At 64.8% G+C, this 19599-nt stretch carries 15 protein-coding genes; 6 read left to right on the forward strand and 9 right to left on the reverse strand.

What is annotated here, in order from left to right:
• Positions 1-31: 31 nt before the first annotated feature.
• The 9 genes from RX329_RS39005 to RX329_RS39045 form a co-directional block, all read right to left on the reverse strand.
• Positions 32-637 carry a GNAT family N-acetyltransferase gene (locus tag RX329_RS39005; protein WP_085361676.1) on the reverse strand — a complete coding sequence of 202 codons (606 nt, stop codon included), beginning with the start codon at positions 635-637 and terminating at the stop codon, positions 32-34.
• Between the two features lie 94 nt (positions 638-731).
• Positions 732-3179 carry a penicillin acylase family protein gene (locus RX329_RS39010; RefSeq protein ID WP_085361629.1) on the reverse strand — a complete coding sequence of 816 codons (2448 nt, stop codon included), beginning with the start codon at positions 3177-3179 and terminating at the stop codon, positions 732-734.
• A 46-nt stretch (positions 3180-3225) separates the two neighbouring features.
• Positions 3226-4728, reverse strand: coding sequence for a glycerol kinase GlpK (glpK, locus tag RX329_RS39015; protein WP_018454709.1), 1503 nt, complete (start codon positions 4726-4728; stop codon positions 3226-3228).
• 367 nt (positions 4729-5095) lie between these two features.
• Positions 5096-5869, reverse strand: a complete 774-nt coding sequence (locus RX329_RS39020; protein WP_085361630.1) for an SDR family NAD(P)-dependent oxidoreductase — start codon at positions 5867-5869, stop codon at positions 5096-5098.
• Between the two features lie 148 nt (positions 5870-6017).
• Positions 6018-7160: a pimeloyl-CoA dehydrogenase small subunit gene (gene pimD, locus RX329_RS39025; protein ID WP_085361631.1), complete on the reverse strand. Its 1143-nt coding sequence runs from the start codon at positions 7158-7160 to the stop codon at positions 6018-6020.
• A 132-nt stretch (positions 7161-7292) separates the two neighbouring features.
• Positions 7293-8483, reverse strand: coding sequence for a pimeloyl-CoA dehydrogenase large subunit (pimC, locus tag RX329_RS39030; protein WP_018454712.1), 1191 nt, complete (start codon positions 8481-8483; stop codon positions 7293-7295).
• 155 nt (positions 8484-8638) lie between these two features.
• Positions 8639-9826, reverse strand: a complete 1188-nt coding sequence (locus RX329_RS39035) for an acetyl-CoA C-acyltransferase (protein WP_085351713.1) — start codon at positions 9824-9826, stop codon at positions 8639-8641.
• Positions 9823-11517 carry a dicarboxylate--CoA ligase PimA gene (pimA, locus tag RX329_RS39040; protein ID WP_085361632.1) on the reverse strand — a complete coding sequence of 565 codons (1695 nt, stop codon included), beginning with the start codon at positions 11515-11517 and terminating at the stop codon, positions 9823-9825. Before pimA ends, RX329_RS39035 begins: the two co-directional genes overlap by 4 nt.
• 217 nt (positions 11518-11734) lie before the next feature.
• Positions 11735-13831: a 3-hydroxyacyl-CoA dehydrogenase NAD-binding domain-containing protein gene (locus RX329_RS39045; protein WP_085361633.1), complete on the reverse strand. Its 2097-nt coding sequence runs from the start codon at positions 13829-13831 to the stop codon at positions 11735-11737.
• Positions 13832-13958: 127 nt separating this feature from the next.
• On the opposite strand from RX329_RS39045, the gene RX329_RS39050 reads away from it, so the two are divergent.
• The 6 genes from RX329_RS39050 (at position 13959) to RX329_RS39075 (ending at position 19576) form a co-directional block, all read left to right on the forward strand.
• Entirely contained in the window at positions 13959-14825 is an 867-nt protein-coding gene (locus RX329_RS39050) for an IclR family transcriptional regulator (RefSeq protein WP_018458483.1), read from the forward strand.
• A gap of 66 nt (positions 14826-14891) precedes the next feature.
• Positions 14892-15689: an ABC transporter ATP-binding protein gene (locus RX329_RS39055; RefSeq protein WP_085361635.1), complete on the forward strand. Its 798-nt coding sequence runs from the start codon at positions 14892-14894 to the stop codon at positions 15687-15689.
• Positions 15686-16399, forward strand: a complete 714-nt coding sequence (locus RX329_RS39060) for an ABC transporter ATP-binding protein (RefSeq protein ID WP_007599709.1) — start codon at positions 15686-15688, stop codon at positions 16397-16399. The genes RX329_RS39055 and RX329_RS39060 overlap by 4 nt, the downstream gene beginning before the upstream one ends.
• Positions 16400-16411: 12 nt before the next feature.
• Positions 16412-17290 (forward strand): branched-chain amino acid ABC transporter permease, encoded by an 879-nt coding sequence (locus RX329_RS39065; RefSeq protein WP_007599708.1) that lies wholly within the window; start codon positions 16412-16414, stop codon positions 17288-17290.
• Between the two features lie 2 nt (positions 17291-17292).
• On the forward strand, positions 17293-18309 hold the full coding sequence (locus RX329_RS39070; RefSeq protein ID WP_026233593.1) for a branched-chain amino acid ABC transporter permease: 1017 nt from the start codon (positions 17293-17295) through the stop codon (positions 18307-18309).
• Positions 18310-18340: 31 nt separating this feature from the next.
• On the forward strand, positions 18341-19576 hold the full coding sequence (locus tag RX329_RS39075) for an ABC transporter substrate-binding protein (protein WP_317245418.1): 1236 nt from the start codon (positions 18341-18343) through the stop codon (positions 19574-19576).
• Positions 19577-19599 lie beyond the last annotated feature (23 nt).

A 19599-nucleotide genomic window follows, 5' to 3' on the forward strand; every position in this document is an offset into this window, starting at 1 on the left:
CTTGCAATGACGGGTAGGAGGCAGCTCTGCACTATCCGATGATCGGCATATGCCTCGCCGCCGTCCGCGGCACCGTGCCATCGAGCCGCGGATCGTCGGCGATCTCAATCTGGCGGCGGAACGGGCGGAAGCCGAAGCGCTGATAGAACGCAACGGCCGACGGATGATCGAAGGTGCAGGTGTGCACCCAGACGCGGGACAAATCGCGTGACCATGCGATTTCAAGTGCATGGTTCATCATGAAGCGGGCGGCACCACTGCCGATCAGTTTTGCGGTGACGCCGAAATACACCAGCTCGCACTGGCCGGCCTCGCGAAAGTCCAGCTCCAGCAGGCCTTCATCGCGGCCGTCCACGACAAGCGTATAGACCTCGACGCCCGGCGCATGGATGACGGCAGCGAGCTCGGCATCGTTCATGCGCGCCCGCGAAAACCACAACCACTCCTCGCCGACGCGGCGATGGAGGTCGCGATACCAATGAAGCGCGGGGGTATCGACCTTGCGCAGGGTCCAAAGACCTGATGGAGCGCCGGGCGGATCGGCGCGGCGCGCGGGGCGCGCGGTCATCTCGAGATGGGTAACGACGGCGGCGATCTTGCCGGCGGGGATGTCGGAATAGCCGTCGGGGAGGATCATGGGATGCGTCCCTTTGAAGCTGAGCGCCGGCCACACATTCCGGGTCGTCCTGGCTTTCGCCAGGACGACGGCGGAGTTTGTGGATACGCCTCATTCACCGCGGCGTCAGCGTGATCGCCTCCGCCGCCGCCGCTTCGACCGCAGCGCGGCTGTAGAGCAGCGGCACATACTGGCCGGTCGCCCACAGCGGCGCGAGGTCGCGATAGTGGCCGCTGAAGGGATCGCCCGACTGGCCCGGCGTGTTGATGGTGCGGCTCGCATCCCAATTGCCGACGTCGAGCACCATGCGGAACGAGGCGCCGGCGAACAGCTGATAATCGGTGCGGCGGTAGGTGGCCGCGCGCGGCACATTGGCCGCGCCGCCGTAGGCCAGCGGACCGACCGAGAGCTGAGCGGCCGTCGCCTTGTCGGCAAGCGGCATCAGAGCATGGTCGAATTTTGCGACGTGCAGGCGGCCCCAGCGCCAGGTTGAGGAATCGGCCCCGAGCTTGGCCGTCACATCGGCCACCGCGGCGCCGAGGCTGTCGCGCAGGATCTGGTCGCGCGCGGCGGCGGGATCGGAGCCAAACGACGCGTCTGGAGATTCCAAGAAGGCAACAAGCGCCGAAATGCTCGACGCCTCGGGCGCGATCAGGTCGGCGGCCTTGGGCGCCGTGGTCTTCAACAGTACCGGTCCAAGATGATTGGCGATCCAGACCTCGAACACCGCAGCAGCGGCACTGTCGGCGGCATCACGGGCATTCCAGGGCTTGAGCAGTTCGAGGCCCTTCTTCACGTTGGCATCGTCCGAAGTGAGCGGCTGCAACAGCTTGACCAGCCGCCGGCCCAGCATCGTGGTGTCGTCGTTCTGCAGATCCATGGCATCGGCCAGCGTCACCTTGCTGTTGGCCTTCAGGACCTCGGTGATACGCTGCCAGCGCGCACTGTCCGCCCATTCGAAGCCGACCTTGCGCTCGCTGACGGGATAATCCGCCGGCAGGTTCATCTGGTTGGCGGTGGCGAGAAAGCCCTGCTTGGGCTGATAGGCCTTGGGCAGTTCGTCGAGCGAGAGAAAACCCTGCCATTCGTAGCGGCCGTCGCCGGGCACCGGCATCAGGCCATCATAGTTGGCGCGCCGCGGCGTCTTGCCGGCGGCGACCCAGCCGATATTGCCCTTGGTGTCCGCATAGACCTGATTCTCCGACGGCGCGCCCCAGCGCCGCATTGCGCCGAGGAATCCGTTCCAGTCCTTCGCGGTCATGTAGTCGGAGGAGCCGAAATAGGCCGAGGTGCCGGGCTCGAACCAGATCGAGCGCACGGCGAAGGCGCGCTTGTTGGCGTCATCGACATAGATCACCGGACCATGCCGGGTGAATTTCAGCTCGAGATCGCGATCGCTCTCGCCTTTCACCTGCTCTTTCTCGTGGACGATGCGCATGTCCTCCCAGCCAGTGCCATAGCGGTACTGGTTGGGATTCTCCGGATTGAGCTCGTAGACGTAGAGGTCTTCCTGGTCGACGTTGAAGATGGTGAGACCGAAGGCGATGGTGCCGTTGTGGCCGATTGAGATGCCGGGCAGCGCCGGCTCGCCCGCACCGATCACGGAGAGGCCGGGCGCATTGAGGCCGACGATGTAGCGCAGCGACGGCACGCTGTGCTCGCGATGCGGATCGTTGGCGAGGATCGGCCGTCCCGTCGCGGTCCGCGACGCCGCGATCACCCAATTGTTGGAGCCGATGGTGTCGCGTTGCTGGTCGGCCTCGGTGAGGTACTTGTCGGGATCGTGCGCGAGTGCGGCCTGGCGATCTTTCGGCGCGGCAAAGGCGACCGGACGCGTTGCCAGATCGTAAGGCGCCAGCACCGCCTTCGGCACGCTGCAGGGATCGAGACCATCGGGAATCTTCGTCGTCCAGGCCGGCTCGAGCTTGACGCGAAACCGATCGGCATCGAGGCCGGCCGCACAGGCGACCAACGAGCGCTTGACCTCGGAGGCGACATTGCGCGTCAGGCCGTGGCTGCGGATGCGGACGATGTCGTCCGCCGTCCACGGATCCGGCCTGGTACCGGCGATCCTGAATTCGATCGGCAGCGGGCGCTTGCCCGCGCGCACATCGGCGACATAGGCGTTGACCCCGGCGACGAATGCCTCCGCATAGGTCCTCCCCTTGGGGCCGTAAGCCGCCCATTCCGCATTCATATCGCCGCGATAGAGAAAGAGCCGCAGCGCCTTGTCCTGTTCGGCATAGGCCGGGCCGAAATCCTTAGCCAGCAGACCAAGTCCGCGCTTGCGCCAGAGATCGATCTGCCAGAGCCGGTCGCGCGCGGCGTTGAAGCCCTGCAGGAAAAACAGGTCGTGCTCATTGTCTGCATAGATGTGGGGGATGCCCCAGACATCGACCAGAATCTGCGCGGGAGCATTGAGACCGGCGACGTCGGTCTTGACCTGACGCGCGCTTCCGAGCGGGTCCGGCTTCTCACGCGCGAGGGAGGTCGAGGTGAGCAGCGCGGCGCAGATCGCGGCACCGCAGAGCTTTTGGACGACCCGGTTGAGATCCGTGTTCATTGTCGTTTCTCCCGTTTGTTGTTGTTTGGCGCGTCGTGCGCGCCCGTTATTCGCCCTCGTCGCTCGCGAGCACGCCCTTCACCGCCCTTGTCCATCCCGCAAGCTTCCGCTCGCGCGTCGCCTGGCTCATGTTGGGCTTGAAGCGGTGCTCCAGCCGCCAGTTATCGGCGAATTTGGTCGGCTCGGGATAGACGCCGGCCTCGAGGCCGGCAAGATAGGCGGCGCCAAGTGCCGTCGTCTCCTGGATCACGGGGCGATCGACCGGCGCATCGAGCAGGTCGGCGAGGCGCTGCATGGTCCAGTCGGATGCGGTCATGCCGCCATCGACGCGGAGCACGACGCTTGCCACCTCCGAGCTCGGCCAGTCGGCGCGCATTGCGGCCCAGAGATCAAAGGTCTGGTAGCAGACGCTTTCCAGGGCGGCGTGGGCAAGCTCGGCCGGGCCGGTGTTGCGGGTGAGGCCGAACAGGGCGCCGCGCACGCGCGGATTCCAGTACGGCGCGCCCATGCCGACGAAGGCCGGGACGAGATAGACGCTCTGCATGGAGTCCGACTGATCGGCGAGAGGTCCGGTCTCGGCGGCATGCTTGATGATGCCGAGGCCGTCGCGCAGCCACTGCACTGCCGAACCTGCGACGAAGATCGAGCCTTCGAGCGCATAGGTGCGCTTGCCCCCGAGCTGGTAGGCGATGGTGGTGAGCAGCTTGTTCTTCGAGGCCACGGGCGTGGTGCCGGTGTTGAGCAGGGCGAAGCAGCCGGTGCCGTAAGTCGATTTCATCATCCCCGGACGGAAGCAGGCCTGGCCGATGGTCGCGGCCTGCTGGTCGCCGGCGATGCCGCAGATCGCAATGGCGCCGCCGAACAAATCCGGCGTGCTCTCGCCGAAACGGGCGGAGGAATCCTTCACCTCGGGCAGCATCGAGCGCGGCACGCCGATGATCTCGAGCAGTTCGTCGTCCCACTGGCCGGTGTGGATGTTGAACAGCAGCGTGCGCGAGGCGTTGGTGGCGTCGGTGGCGTGGACCTTGCCGCCGGTGAGACGCCAAAGCAGATAGCAATCGACGGTGCCGAACATCAATTCGCCGCGCGCGGCGCGCGCCCGTGCGCCGGGGACGTGGTCGAGAATCCAGGCGACCTTGGTGCCGGAGAAATAGGGGTCGATGATCAGGCCGGTCTTCTGCGAGATCACGGGCTCGCGGCCGTCGGCTTTCAGCTTGGCGCAGATGTCGGCGGTGCGGCGGTCCTGCCAGACGATGGCGCGGTGCACGGCCTGCCCGGTGGCGCGGTCCCACACCACGGTGGTCTCGCGCTGGTTGGTGATGCCGATCGCGGCGATGTCCTTTGCGCCGATGCCGGCCTGCGCGATCGCGTCGCGGCAGACCGTCACGGTCGAGGTCCAGATGTCCTCGGGCTCGTGCTCGACCCAACCCGAGGCAGGGAAATGCTGCGGAAACTCGGCCTGCGCCTTCGCCGCAATGGAAATGTCGCCGCGAAACACGATCGCGCGCGAGGAGGTGGTGCCCTGGTCGATGGCGAGGACGAAAGACATGGAAGCAAACCTTGGGGTTTCTTTGGCGTTTTCCCGGCGTTGTCCGGTGAGGGGCTATTGTGTTTCGCCAAAGGGAGCGGATTAGGGCGGGAAGGTCAAGACGGCTGTCCTCCCACCCTCCCCCTGGAGGCAGGGTGGGCTCGCATGCAGCGAAGCGGAACGCGAACCGGGACGGGGTGACAGACTATCCGCGAAGTTGGTGCTTCGAATTCTGAGCAGCAGCCGTCTCGTCGACGCAAGCGATACCGCCTTTGCGGCTTCACCCCACCCCGCCTCGCGTTGCGCTCTGGGCAACACGAAGCGCCCCTCTCCTCTAGCGGAGGATAAGTGAAGCGCGCCCGGCGCACCATTGCAAGTAGAGCAGAAGTTACGCCGCCGCCGTCGTCACGCCGCCGTCGATGACGATGGTCTGTCCGGTCATGAAGCTCGACGCGTCGGAGGCGAGGTAGGCCACTGCGCCTGCGATTTCGTCGGGTTCGCCGATGCGGCGGAGCGGGGTGGTGGCGGTGCGGCGCTTTAGATTCGCTTCGTCTTCCCACAGCGCGCGGGCGAAGTCGGTCTTGACGAGGCCGGGCGCGATGCAGTTGACGCGGACGCCTTTCGGGCCCCATTCGCCGGCGAGCGAACGACACAGCGCGAAGTCGGCGGCTTTCGAGATGCCGTAGGCGCCGATCACGGTCGAACCGCGCAAGCCCCCGATCGAGGAGATGATGACGACGGAGCCGTTGCCGCGCTCCGCCATTTGCGGGATCGCCAGCGCGGAGAGCCAGATGTTGCTCTTGACGTTCGAGCCCATGATCTTGTCGAAGGCCTCGTCGGTGATGTCGAGCAGCGGACCGTAATACGGGTTGACCGCGGCGTTGCAGACGAGGATGTCGATCTTGCCATAGTGCTTGGTCGCACCCGCGATCAGCGCCTCGACCTCCTGCTTGCGCGCGATGTTGCAGGGGATGACGGTGGCCTCGCCGCCGGCCGCCTTGATGCCGTCGGCGACTGCCTTGCAGGCGTCGGCCTTGCGCGAGGAGACCACCACTTTGGCGCCGAGCTTTGCGAGCAGCTCGGCGGAGGAGCGGCCGATGCCGCGGCTGGAGCCGGTGACCACGGCGACCTTGCCGGTGAGATCGAACGGGGTGTTCTTCATTGTTATTGCTCCGTTGAGCCCGCTTATTCAGACGTCATCGCCCGGCTTGACCGGGCGATCCAGTATTCCAGAGACGGCTCGGCTAGAACCGAGAAGCCGCAGCGTACTGGATCCCCCGCCTGCGCGGGGGATGACAGCGACCTTGTAGCTAGATCAACCCGCCACCGTCCGCCACGCGGCGCTGGTGGTAGTCGGTGTCGCCGAACGAGTTCTCGATCATGGTCAGGCGCTTGAAGTAATGGCCGATCTTCGCCTCCATGGTCATGCCGATGCCGCCGTGGAGCTGGATCGCCTGCTGTCCCACGAACTTCAGCGACTTGCCGATCTGCACCTTGGCCGCGGCAATAGCGTTGCTGCGCTCCTTGGCATCCTGGAAATCGCCCGCCATGGTCGCGAACATCGACATCGATCGCGCCTGCTCGGTGGCGACGAACATGTCAGAGGCGCGGTGCTGCAGCGACTGGAACGAGCCGATCGGCACCCCGAACTGCTTGCGCGTCTTGATGTACTCGACCGTGGTCTTCAGCGACTCATCCATCAGGCCGACCGCTTCGGCGCAGAGCGCGATGCGGGCTTCGTCGACCACACGCTCGATCAGCGCGAGCGAGTCGTCGGGATTGCCGAGCGCCGCATCGGCACCGATTTCGACGCCGGTGAAGGTGATGTCGGCGGCGTGCAGGCCGTCCTGGGTCGGGTACGACTTCTTGGCGACGCCCTTGGCGTCGGCCGGCACCAGGAACACGCCGATGCCGCTCTTGTCGCGGCGCTCGCCCCTGGTGCGCGCGGTGACGATGAGGGTATCTGCATTCTCGCCGTTGAGCACGACGAACTTCTCGCCGTCGATGACCCAACCGTCGCCCTTCTTCTTCGCCGTCGTGGTGACGTCGAAGAGATCGTAGCGCGAGTTCTTCTCGAGCTGGGCAAAGGCGAGCGTCTTGCTGCCGTCTACGATACCGGGCACATGCGCGGCCTTCTGCGCATCGCTGCCCGCATGGCGCAGGAAGCCGCCGCCGATCACGACGGTTGCGAGGTAAGGCTCGAGCACCAGTGCCTTGCCGAGCGCCTCCATCACGATCATGGTCTCGACGCCGCCGCCGCCGAAGCCGCCATCGGCCTCCGCGAAGGGCAGACCGAGCAGGCCCTGCTCGGCGAGCTTGCCCCAGACCGCTTTGCTCCAGCCGCCCTTCTCCTTCATGTACTTCTTGCGGCTCTCGAAATCGTAGGAATCGCTCAACAGGCCGTCGATGCTTTCCTTGAGAAGCCGTTGCTCCTCGTTCAGATCAAAATCCATGTTCTTTGCTCTCCGGTATCGATTTCGTCATGCCCGGTCTTGTGCCGGGCATCCACGTTCTTTCGTGGCGCTAGGCGTGGATGGCCGGGTCAGGCCCGGCCATGACGGTGAGTGCGTGTTGATGGTGTACGATCAAAGCCCCAGCACCGCCTTGGCGATGATGTTGCGCTGGATCTCGTTGGAGCCGCCGTAGATCGAGACCTTGCGGTTGTTGAAATAGCTCGGCGCGATCTGGGCGGTCCAGTCCATGGCTTCGTTCGAGCCGTCGTCGCCGTGCACGTCATAGGGTGCCGCGAACGGGCCGATCACCTCCATCAGCAGCTCGGTGGTGGTCTGCTGGATCTCGGAGCCCTTGATCTTCAGCACCGAGGAAGCCGGATTGGGCTTGCCTTTGCCGTGCTTGCCTTCGTCGGCGACGACGCGGAGCTGGGTGAGTTCGAGCGCCTTGAGCTCGATCTCGCAGGCCGCGAGCTTGTCGCGGAAGGCCGCGTCCTGAATGATCGGCTTGCCGCCGGATTCGACCTTGGAGGCGAGATCGCGGATGCGGCGGAGCCGCTCCTTGGAGACGCCGACCCGCGCGATGCCGGTGCGCTCATTGCCGAGCAGGAATTTCGCGTAATCCCAGCCCTTGTTCTCCTCGCCGATCAGGTTCTCGATGGGCACTTCGACGTCGTCGAAGAACACCTCGTTGACCTCGGCGCCGCCGTCGATGGTCTGGATCGGGCGCACCGTGACGCCCTTCGACTTCATCGAGAACACGATGAAGGAGATGCCCATCTGCTTCTTGGCGGACGGGTCGGTGCGGCAGAGGCAGAAGATCATGTCGGCGTGCTGGGCGAGCGTGGTCCAGGTCTTCTGGCCGTTGATGATCCACTTGTCGCCCTTGCGCTCGGCCTTCGTCTTCAGCGAGGCGAGGTCGGAGCCGGAGCCGGGCTCGGAGAAGCCCTGGCACCACCAGTCGTCGACATTGGCGATGCGCGGCAGATACTGCTTCTTCTGCTCTTCATTGCCGAAGGTGTAGATGACGGGACCCACCATGCTGACGCCGAAGGCGAGCGGCTGCGGCGCCGGATAGGACTGCAGCTCCTCGTTGAAGATATAGTGCTGCACGGAGGTCCAGCCGGTGCCGCCATATTGCTTGGGCCAGTGGCTGACGCCCCAGCCCTTCTTGTTGAGGATGCGCCACCACGTCACCATCTCGTCCTTCGAGAGGTGGCGGCCCTCGACCAGCTTGCGCCGCGTATCCGGCGGCACGTTGTCGCGGAAGAATGACCGCACTTCCTCGCGAAACGCCTGCTCTTCTTTCGTGAATGCGAGATCCATCGGATCCTCCTGTGAATGTGTCGTCCCGGCGAAGGCCGGGACCCATAACCACCGGCCTTCGTTGGTTTGCGAAGGCCATTGTTGTTCGCGTGCCACACTCCTGCTGCGGAGTATGGGTCCCGGCTTTCGCCGGGACGACGGTTACTGGACGACGGCTACTGCAACACCTCGAAAAGCCCCGCCGCGCCCATGCCGCCGCCGACGCACATGGTGACGACCGCGTACTTCGCCTTGCGGCGGCGGCCTTCAATCAGAGCGTGGCCGGTGAGGCGCGCGCCCGACATGCCGTAGGGATGGCCCACCGCGATCGCGCCGCCGTCGACATTGATCTTGTCGGGGTCGATGCCGAGCTTGTCGCGGCAATACAGCACCTGCACCGCGAAAGCTTCGTTCAGCTCCCACAGGCCGATGTCGTCGACGGTCAGGCCATGACGCTTGAGCAGGCGCGGCACGGCGAATACCGGGCCGATGCCCATCTCGTCCGGCTCGCAGCCGGCGGAGACGAATCCGCGGAAGATGCCGAGCGGGTTGAGCCCGCGCTTCGCCGCTTCCTTGTCGCTCATGATCACGCTCGCGCTGGCCCCGTCCGAAAGCTGGCTGGCATTGCCGGCGGTGACCGAAAATCCCTCACCGCGCACGGCCTTGAGGCCGGCGAGGCCTTCTGCGGTGGTCTCGGGGCGCGGGCCCTCGTCCTGCGACAGCGTGACGTCCTTGAACGAGACTGCACCGGTGGCCTTGTCGGTCACCGCCATCTTTGTGGTGATCGGCGCGAGTTCGTCCTTGAACTTCCCGCCCTGCTGGGCCGCGGCGGTGCGGCGCTGGCTCTCCAGCGAATAGTCGTCCTGCTTCTCGCGCGAGATGCCGTAGCGCTTGGCGACGATCTCGGCGGTGTCGATCATGGGCATGTAGACCTCGCCCTTGATCTCGAGCAGCGCCGGGTCCTGCGCGTGGAAGCCGTTCATCTTGTCGTTCTGCACCAGCGAGATGGACTCGCCGCCGCCGCCGACCGCGATCTCGACACCGTCGAAGATCACCGAACGCGCGGCGAGCGCGATCGCCTGCAGGCCCGAGGCGCATTGCCGGTCGATAGTGGTGCCGGCGACGGTGACGGGGAGACCGGCACGGAGCAGCGCCTTGCGCGCGATGTTGCCGCCGGTCGCGCCCTGCTGGAGTGCTGCGCCCATCACGACGTCCTCGACCTCCTTGGGGTCGATCTTGGCGCGCGCGACGGCCTCGCCGATGGCGTGGCCGAGCAGGGTTGCGCCCTCGGTGGCGTTGAGCGCGCCGCGATAGGCCTTCCCGATCGGGGTGCGGGCGGTGGAAACGATGACGGCGTCGGTCAAGAGCGATCTCCTGATGCAAGTTGGGTGGCAAGTTGGGCGGATTGTGACGGTTTCTGCCGCTGGCGCAATTCGTGGCGCGACAGCTTTCCGACCGGCGTGCGCGGCAGATCGTGGACGAATTCGACCTCCGCTGGCAATTCGTGCTTGCCGAGCTTGCCGGCGAGCTGAGCGCGCAGCTCGTCGAGCGAGAACGGCTTTGCATCCGTCTTCAGCTTGATGAAGGCTTTGGCGGCCTCGCCGCGGTACTGGTCGGGAATACCGAGCACGATCACCTCGTGCACGCCTGGTATGGTATAGATCGCCTGCTCGATCATCTGCGGATAGACGTTGAAGCCGCCAGAGATGATCATGTCCTTCTTGCGGTCGACCAGGAAGAAATAGCCGTCGGTATCAACATAGCCGATGTCGCCGGTGAGGAAGCGGCCGTCGACGAAGGCCTCCGCGGATCCTTCGGGCTTATTCCAGTAGCCTTTGGTGACGTTCGGGCCCTTGATGCGAATCTCGCCGACTTCGCCCGGCGGCAGCACCTTCGTGGGATCGTCCAGGGAAACGACGTCGAGCTCGATGCCGGGCAGCATCAGGCCGATCGAGCCGGGCTTATCGGGACCTGTGGGCGGATGGCCGGTGCCGGGCGAGCAGGTCTCGGTCATGCCCCAGCCGCTGCGGAGCTTCTTGCCGACTTTGCGCTCGAAGAAACTCGCGATCTCCACCGGCAGCGGCGCTCCCCCGGAGCCGATCGTCGCCAGCGAGGAGAAATCGCGCTTGTCGAGATCGGGAAGGGCTGCGATCGCGATCCACATAGTCGGCACGCCGGGAAAGTAGGTTGCGCGCTTGATTTCGATGTCGCGCATCACCGCTTCGACGTCAAAACGCTGATGCAGCGAGATCAGATTGCCGCGCCTGAGCGAGGACAGCAGCACGACGGTGAGCGCATAGATGTGGAACAGGGGCAGCACGCAGATCACGCGCTCGACGACGTCGCCACGCGTCGCGCGCGACGGCTTGCCCCAGACGTCGTAGATCGACACGGCCGAGGTGAGATTGCCGTGGGTCAGCATCGCGCCTTTGGGCAAGCCGGTGGTGCCACCGGTATATTGCAGCAGCGCGACGTCGTCGGCGCTCACTTGCCGCCACTCTGCCGGCGCGGTGGCGCCCTCGACAAAGGCCTTGAAGGTGACGATGCGGGGATCGCTGGGGATCGCAGCCTGCGGCGTGCCGACCTTACCCCAATTATCGTCCTCGCAGACCACCAGGCGGTCGATCAGGCCCTTCTCCAGGAATTTCAGCGCGGTCGGCAGCAACGCCGCCAGGTTAGAGGTGACGAGCAGGCGCGAACCGGAATCGGAGACCTTGTGCGTCAGCGCGATCTCGCCGTCGAGCGGTGAGAGATGCGCGACGCGGGCGCCGGCCTTCAGCGCGCCGAAGAAATTGACGGGATGGTCCGGCGTATTGCCGAGGAACAGCGCGACCGAACTGTTCTTGCCGTAGCCGGCGCGCAGGAAGGCGGCGGCTGCGCGCTCAGCCATCGCGGCGAGTTCGGTGTAGCTAATCGGATGGTCGCGGAATTCCAGCGCGGTGCGCGGGCCGTACTCGGCGGCGGCTTTTGCCAGCAGATCAGGCAGCGTGCCCTGGACGATGGTGTCGTCCCAGCGCACGCCCTCGGGATAAAACTGTTCGCCGGGATGGGTCATTAGGGGTCGTTACTCTGCAAGGCGGCCGCGACGATGTCGTGTGAGGTGGGCACAAGCGGACCGGCTCCCTTCTCCCTTGTGGGGAAAGGTTGGGGAAGGAGGTGGCCACAAACGCCGGCGCCCGGGGCTGCCCCCCTCCCTGACCCTCCCCCACAAGGGGGGAGGGAACGGAGAGAGCGTTGCCCGGGACGAGACATCACAGCCACCGCCAATCCAATCACGCCGCTTTCGAGCCCGCCGCGAGCGAGGCGAAGGTCTTGCCTTCGGCCGCGAGCTTCTTCAGCAGCGGCGCGGGCTCGAGGCTCGGATCGTTGGTCTCCTTGGCGTAGTAGGAGAGCCGATCGGCGATGTGCTTGAGGCCGACGGTGTCGGCCCAGAACATCGGGCCGCCGCGGTAGATCGGCCAGCCATAGCCATAGAGCCAGACCACGTCGATATCGGACGGGCGCGCGGCAATGCCCTCTTCCAGGATCTTCGCGCCCTCGTTGATCATCGGGTACATCATGCGCTCGAGGATCTCATCGTCGCTGACGACGCGCTTCTTGCGGCCCAAACGAAGCAGCGTCTCATCGATCAGCTTCTCGACTTCGGGATCGGGCAGCGCCGAACGGGAGCCGGCTTCGTATTTGTAATAGCCCTTGCCGGTCTTCTGGCCGAAGCGTCCGGCTTCGCAGAGCGCATCCGCGATCTCCGACTTGATGCCGCGGTCCTTGCGCGAGCGCCAGCCGATGTCGAGGCCGGCGAGGTCACCCATCGCGAACGGCCCCATCGGCATGCCGAACTTCGTCACGACGGCGTCGACCTGCTGCGGAAGCGCGCCTTCGAACAGCAGCTTCTCCGACTGCTTGCCGCGCTGGGCCAGCATGCGGTTGCCGACAAAGCCGTCGCAGACGCCGACCACGGCCGGCACTTTTGCGATCTTGCGCGCGATCGAGACCGCCGTCACGAGGGCATCCGGCGCGGTCTTGTCGGCGCGCACGATCTCGCACAATTTCATGACGTTGGCGGGCGAGAAGAAGTGCATGCCGAGCACGTCCTGCGGACGCTTGGTCGACTTCGCGATCTCGTCGATGTTCAGGTAGGAGGTGTTGGAGGCGAGCACGGCGCCCGGCTTGACGTACTGGTCGAGCTTGCCGAACACTTCCTTTTTCACTGCCATGGTCTCGAACACGGCTTCGATGACGAGGTCGGCGTCGCCGACGTTCTCGATGCCCACGACGCCGTTGATCAGCGCCATGCGCTTCGCGGGCGCATCCGCCGGGATGCCGCCCCGCGCCGCGGTCGCTTCCCAGTTCTTCTGCATGATGCCCATGCCGCGCTTGAGCTGCTCCTCGCCTGTCTCGATCAGGGTGACGGGAAAGCCGGCATTGGCAAAGGACATCGCGATGCCGCCGCCCATCGTGCCGGCGCCGAGGATGGCGACGCGGTTCACGGGCCGCGGCTTGGTCCCTTCAGGAACGCCGGCGATCTTGCTGGCCTCGCGCTCGGCGAAGAAGGCATAACGCTGCGCCTTGGACTGATCGCTGGCGACGAGCTTCAGGAAGCCCTCGCGCTCCTTCTTCAGACCTTCGTCGAACGGCAGGTCGATGGCGTAGCCGACGGCGTCGGCCGCCGCGAACGGCGCTTCCAGGCCGCGCGACTTCTTGGTCATGGCGGCGACCGCATTGGTGAAGATCGAGCGGTCGGCCTTGGCCGCCGCGATCTTGGAGTCGTCGTCACGCAGGCGGCGCAGCGGACGCTTCTCAGCCAGCAGCTTTCGTACGAAGGCTTCGCCTCCGGCGGCCGGGCCCTCGACGATCTCCTCGATCAGACCGTTCTTCAGCGCTTCCGCCGCACCGATCGGATCACCGCCGACGATCATCTTGACCGCGAGCTCCGGTCCAACAGCGCGCGGCAGGCGCTGGGTGCCGCCGGCGCCCGGCAGCAGGCCGAGCTTCACCTCGGGGAGGCCGAGCTTGGCTTCCTTCACCGCGACGCGGAAATGACAGGCGAGCGCGACCTCGAGGCCACCGCCGAGCGCGGTGCCGTGGATCGCAGCCACGACCGGCTTCGGTGAATTCTCGATCTCGGAAAGCACGTCGTTAAGGGCGGGCGGCTTCGGCGGCTTGCCGAATTCGGTGATGTCGGCGCCCGCGATGAAGGTGCGGCCGGCACAGGTCAGCACGATGCCCTTGATGACGGGATCTGCGACCGCCGCCTTGATGCACTCCAGAATTCCGCCGCGAACCGCAGCGCTCAGTGCGTTGACCGGAGGGCTGTCGACCGTGACGATCCCGACTTCGTCATGACGCTCAAGCTTGACCACTTCGCTCACGGTGTCCCTCCTTGGTGGGGTAACTTTGTTCAATTTCGCATTGCGGAATTTAATTCCGCATCTTGACGGCAGGGTTATTTTGAAGCACGTGGCTTGTCAACGACTCCGCGCAAGAAGCAGATCAGGGATGAAGCGTACAGGAAAGAAGACAGCGACCGATCGGAATTTCGTCGTCGCGCTTTCCCGCGGACTTGACGTATTGCGCGCATTCCAGCCCAGCGACGGACTTCTTGGCAATCAGGAAATCGCGGCCCGCACCAATTTGCCCAAGCCGACGGTTTCGCGGCTGACCTATACCTTGACCAAGCTCGGCTATCTGACGCCGGTTCCCCGCTTCGAGAAATATCAGCTTGCGCCGGCCGCGATGGCGCTCGGCTACGCCGCGTTGTCCAATCTCGGCGTTCGGCATTTGTCCGAGCCGTTTCGCGAGGAAATGATGCGTGCGACCGGCGGTGCCGTCGCCATCGGCGGCCGCGACCGGCACAGCATGATCTATTTCGGGCAGAGCCGTGGCAGCGAGACGGTCGGCGTTCAACTGGACGTCGGCTCCCGGGTGCCGATTGCAACCAGCGCGATGGGCCGCGCCTATTTCTGGGCACTCGACGAAGACAATCGCGCTGAACTGTCCCGCGTCTTGCGCGAACATTACGGCAGCCGCTGGCCCAAGATGCGCGACGGCTTGGAACGTTCCGGCGAGACGGTCGCGAAATATGGATTTGCGATTTCGGTCGGCGACTGGCACGACGACATCGGCGCCGCCGGCGTCGCGCTCAGGCTCAACGACGGAACCGGTCCCTACGCATTCAATTGCGGCGCGCCCGCATTCCGCTTCACGGAAGAGCGTTTGATCAACGACATTGGACCGCGTCTGCTTGCGATGGTAAGGAACATCGAAGCGGCACTCGGGGGTCTGATGCCGCATTCCAAAAAAGACGTCAGCAAAAAGCTGAAATCAGGAGGGAAAGTTGCGCGTGTGGCCGAGGGGATCAGATAGCCTTTGTCATCATCGGGAGCGGTTCACATCGCCCCTTCGCTCACTGAACACAGTGGGCGAGACGAGATGACGCAGGCACAGCTCGCGCAGGGGACATCGCCCCTGCTCGCGGTTCGCGACGTCAGCGTCGTGTTCGGCGGCATCGTCGCGCTCAATGGTGTGTCCTTTGACATGCACAAGGGCCAGATCCTCGGCTTGATCGGCCCCAACGGCGCCGGCAAGACCACGCTCTTCAACTGCCTCTCGCGGCTCTACCAGCCGTCGTCCGGCGACATCCTGATGGAGGGCGCGAGCATCCTGACGCGCCCGCCGCACCGGATCGCGGAGATCGGCATCGGCCGCACCTTCCAGAACGTGGCGCTGTTTCCGAATTTGTCGGTGATGGACAATGTCCGCGTCGGCACCCATGCCCGCACCTCCAGCGACATCATCAGTGACTCGCTGCGGCTGGCCTGGGTTCGCCGCAGCGAGAGCGACGTCAACAAGAAGGTGCACGAGATCCTCGCCTATCTCGACCTCGAGGACGTTGCCCACACCGTTGTGTCGGGCCTGCCGTTCGGCACGCAGAAGCGCGTCGAGCTGGCGCGCGCGCTCGCTGCCGATCCGAAGATCCTGCTGCTCGACGAGCCCGCCGGCGGGCTCAACCACGAGGAAGTCCACGTGCTCGGCGACCTCATCCGCCGCATCCGCGACGAACGCCACATGACCGTGCTGCTGGTCGAGCATCACATGGGCCTCGTGATGTCGATCGCCGACCACGTCGTCGCGCTGAATTTCGGCAAGAAGCTCGCGGAAGGCACGCCCGCCCAGGTGCAGGCGGATCCCGACGTCATCAAGGCCTATCTCGGGAGCAAGGACCAATGACGACACTGCTCAACGTCAAGGACCTGCGCGCCTATTACGGCCAGGTCCAGGCGCTCCACGGCCTCTCCTTCTCGCTCAGCGAGGGATCGCTGACCACGCTGCTGGGGGCGAACGGCGCCGGCAAGACCACCACGCTGCGCGCGATCTGCAACATGGTGCGCTCGACCGGCGGCATCGAGTTCGACGGCAAGCCGCTGAATAACCGCTCCACCGAGAGCATCGTTCGGTTCGGCATCGCCCATGTGCCGCAGGGCCGCGGCACTTTCACCACCATGACGGTGGAGGAAAACCTCCAGCTCGGCGCCATCACCCGCAAGGACAGCGCCGGCATCGTCTCCGACATCGAGCGCATGTATGCGCATTTCCCGGTGCTCAAGCAGCGGCACACGCAGCAGGCCGGCACGCTCTCGGGCGGCGAGCAGCAGATGCTGGCGGTCGCCCGCGCCCTGATGCTGCGGCCGCGGCTGATGCTGCTGGACGAGCCTTCGTTCGGCCTGGCGCCGCTGGTGGTGCGCGACCTGTTCGGCATCCTCGGCAAGATCAACCGCGAGGACAAGGTGTCGATCCTGGTGGTCGAGCAGAACGCCCAGCTCGCGCTGGAGCTCGCCGACCAGGCCTATGTGATCGAGACCGGGCGCATCGTGATGTCGGGCAACGCCAAGGACATCGCGAACAACGAAGAAATCCGCAAATCCTACCTGGGTTACTGAGGAGCCGGCACGATGGAGCTGTTCACCAACCAAGTGCTGGCCGGCATCGCCACGGGCGCGATCTACGCCTGCATGGCGCTCGCCGTGGTCATGATCTATCAGGCGATCGACCATCTCAACTTCGCCCAGGGTGAGATGGCGATGTTCTCGACCTTCATCTCCTGGCAGCTGATGCAATGGGGCATCCCATATTGGGCTGCCTTCGTGATCACGCTGGCATTGTCCTTTGTCGGCGGCATCGCGATCGAGCGCATCCTGTTCAAGCCGCTCGCCAAGGCGCCGGTGCTGACCAACGTCGCCGGCTTTATCGCGCTGTTCGCGATCATCAACTCCTCGGCCGGCCTGATCTGGGACTTCACCATTAAGCAGTATCCGACCCCGTTCGGCTCCTCGCCCTTCCTCGGCAGCCAGCTGATCTCGACCCACCAGGCCGGCATGATCGGCGTCACCGTGCTGCTGCTGCTCGGCCTCTACTTCTTCTTCCAGTACACCAAGATCGGCCTCGCCATGCGCGCGGCCGCCTCCGTGCCTGAATCGGCCCGACTGGTCGGCATCAACACGAGCTGGATGATCGCGCTCGGCTGGGGCATGGCGTCCGCGATCGGTGCGATCGCCGGCATGCTGATCGCACCGGTCGTGTTCCTCGAGCCCAATATGATGGGCGGCGTGCTGATCTACGGCTTCGCCGCGGCGGTGCTCGGCGGACTGACCAGCCCGTTCGGCGCCGTGGTCGGCGGCTTCCTGGTCGGCGTCTTCGAGAACCTCGCCGGCACCTACATTCCCGGCGTCGGCAACGAGCTGAAGCTTCCGATCGCGCTCGCGCTGATCATTTCTGTCCTGGTCGTCAAACCCGCTGGCCTGTTCGGCCGGCAAATCGTCAAGCGAGTTTGATCATGAGCGCTGCAGAAGACGTCGTCACGGAAGCCCCGGCCGTCGAGGCGGTTCCGAAGCGGGCGATGACGCTGGGCACGGGCACCTCCCTGTTGGTGCTGGCGGTGCTGTTGATCGTGCCGGTGTTCGTCAAGAACTTCATCATCTTCCAGATGACGATGCTCCTGATCTACGGGCTCGCGGTGCTGGCCTTGAACATCCTGACGGGCGGCTCCGGCCAGTTCTCGCTCGGCCAGAGCGCCTTCTACGCCGTGGGCGCTTATACGTCGGCGGTGCTGATGGAGTACTTCAACGTCAACTATGCGCTGACAATTCCGATTTCCGCCGCGGTCTGCTTCGCATTCGGCTACCTGTTCGGCAAGCCGGCGCTGCGGCTGTCGGGCGTCTATCTCGCGCTCGCGACCTTTGCGCTTGCCACCGCGATGCCGCAGCTGCTGAAGCTGAACTTCCTCGAGCACTGGACCGGCGGCGTGCAGGGCCTCGTCGTCACCAAGCCCGACGCGCCGTTCGGGCTGCCTATGTCGCAGGACACCTGGCTCTACTACTTCTCGCTCGCCGTCGTGCTCGCGATCTACATCTTCTCGGTCAACCTGCTGCGCTCCCGGTCGGGCCGCGCCTTCATGGCGATCCGCGACAACGAGATCGCGGCCTCCTCGATGGGCGTCAACGTCGCACTGTACAAGACGCTGGCCTTCGGCGTGTCCGCCGGCATCACCGGCGTTGCCGGCTCGCTTGGCGCCATCGCCGTGCAGTTCGTCGCGCCCGACAGCTACACGATCACGCTGGCGATCTCGCTGTTCCTCGGCATGGTCGTCGGTGGCGTCGGCTGGCTGCCCGGCTCGTTCGTCGGCGCCGCCTTCATCATTTTCGTGCCGAACATGGCGGAGGGCATCTCCAAGGGCCTCTCCGGCGCGGTGTTCGGCGTACTCCTGTTCGCCGTCATCTACCTCGTGCCGCACGGCGCGAGGCAGATTGCGATCATGGGCCAGCAACTCGTCGGCCGGCTCAGAAAGAACTGACAACCCGTTGATTAAGCTAAGGAGACCCGAATTGTTTTTTGAAAGAACACTGCGAACCGCTGCGCTGGTGACGGCAACGGCGGTCATCACTCTCACCTCCGGCGCCGCATTCGCCCAGAAAAAATATGACACCGGCGCGTCCGATACCGAGATCAAGATCGGCAACATCATGCCGTATAGCGGTCCGGCCTCGGCCTATGGCATCATCGGCAAGACCGAAGAAGCCTACTTCAAGATGATCAACGACAAGGGCGGCATCAACGGCCGCAAGATCAACTTCGTCACCTATGACGACGGCTATTCGCCGCCGAAGGCCGTCGAGCAGGTCCGCAAGCTGGTCGAGAGCGACGAGGTGATCGTCGTGTTCAACCCGCTCGGCACGCCCTCGAACAGCGCGATCCAGAAATACCTCAACGCCAAGAAGATCCCGCAGCTGTTCGTCGCCACCGGCGCCACCAAGTGGAATGACCCGAAGAACTTCCCCTGGACCATGGGCTGGCAGCCGTCCTACCAGAGCGAAGCGCAGATCTACGCGAAATGGCTGTTGAAGGAAAAGCCGGACACCAAGATCGCGATCCTCTATCAGAACGACGATTTCGGCAAAGACTACCTCAAGGGCACCAAGGACGGCCTGGGCGCCAAGGGCGCGTCCATGATCATCATGGAAGAAAGCTACGAGGTGTCCGAACCCTCGATCGACGGTCACATCGTCAAGATCAAGGCGGCCAATCCCGACGTCCTGCTGATCTACGCGACGCCGAAGTTCGCGGCCCAGACCATCAAGAAGACCGCCGAGCTGAGCTGGAAGCCGCTGCAGATCCTCACCAACGTGTCGATCTCGGTCGGCAGCGTGATGAAGCCGGCCGGCTTCGAGGCCTCGCAGGGCGTGCTGTCGGCGGCCTATGCCAAGGACTCCACGGACCCGCAGTGGGCCAACGACCCCGGCATGAAGAAGTGGAACGAGTTCGTCGACAAGTACATGCCGGGTGCCGACAAGTCCGACACCAGCATGGTCTACGGCTACGGCGCGGCGTCGACGCTGGCCAAGGTCCTGGAGATGTGCGGCGACGATCTGACCCGGGCCAACATCATGAAGCAGGCGGCCTCGTTGAAGGATTTCGCACCGGACACCCTGCTGCCCGGCGTCAAGATCAACACCAGCCCAACCGACTTCGCCCCGATCGCCCAGCTCCAGATGCAGCGTTTCAAGGGCGAGAAGTGGGAACTCTTCGGCGAGATCATCAGCGGCGACATCGCCACGGAGTGACGCTCTGACGCTATAGTCGACAC

It is taken from the genome of Bradyrhizobium sp. BWC-3-1, assembly GCF_032917965.1.
Classification (GTDB): Bacteria; Pseudomonadota; Alphaproteobacteria; order Rhizobiales; family Xanthobacteraceae; genus Bradyrhizobium; species Bradyrhizobium canariense_D.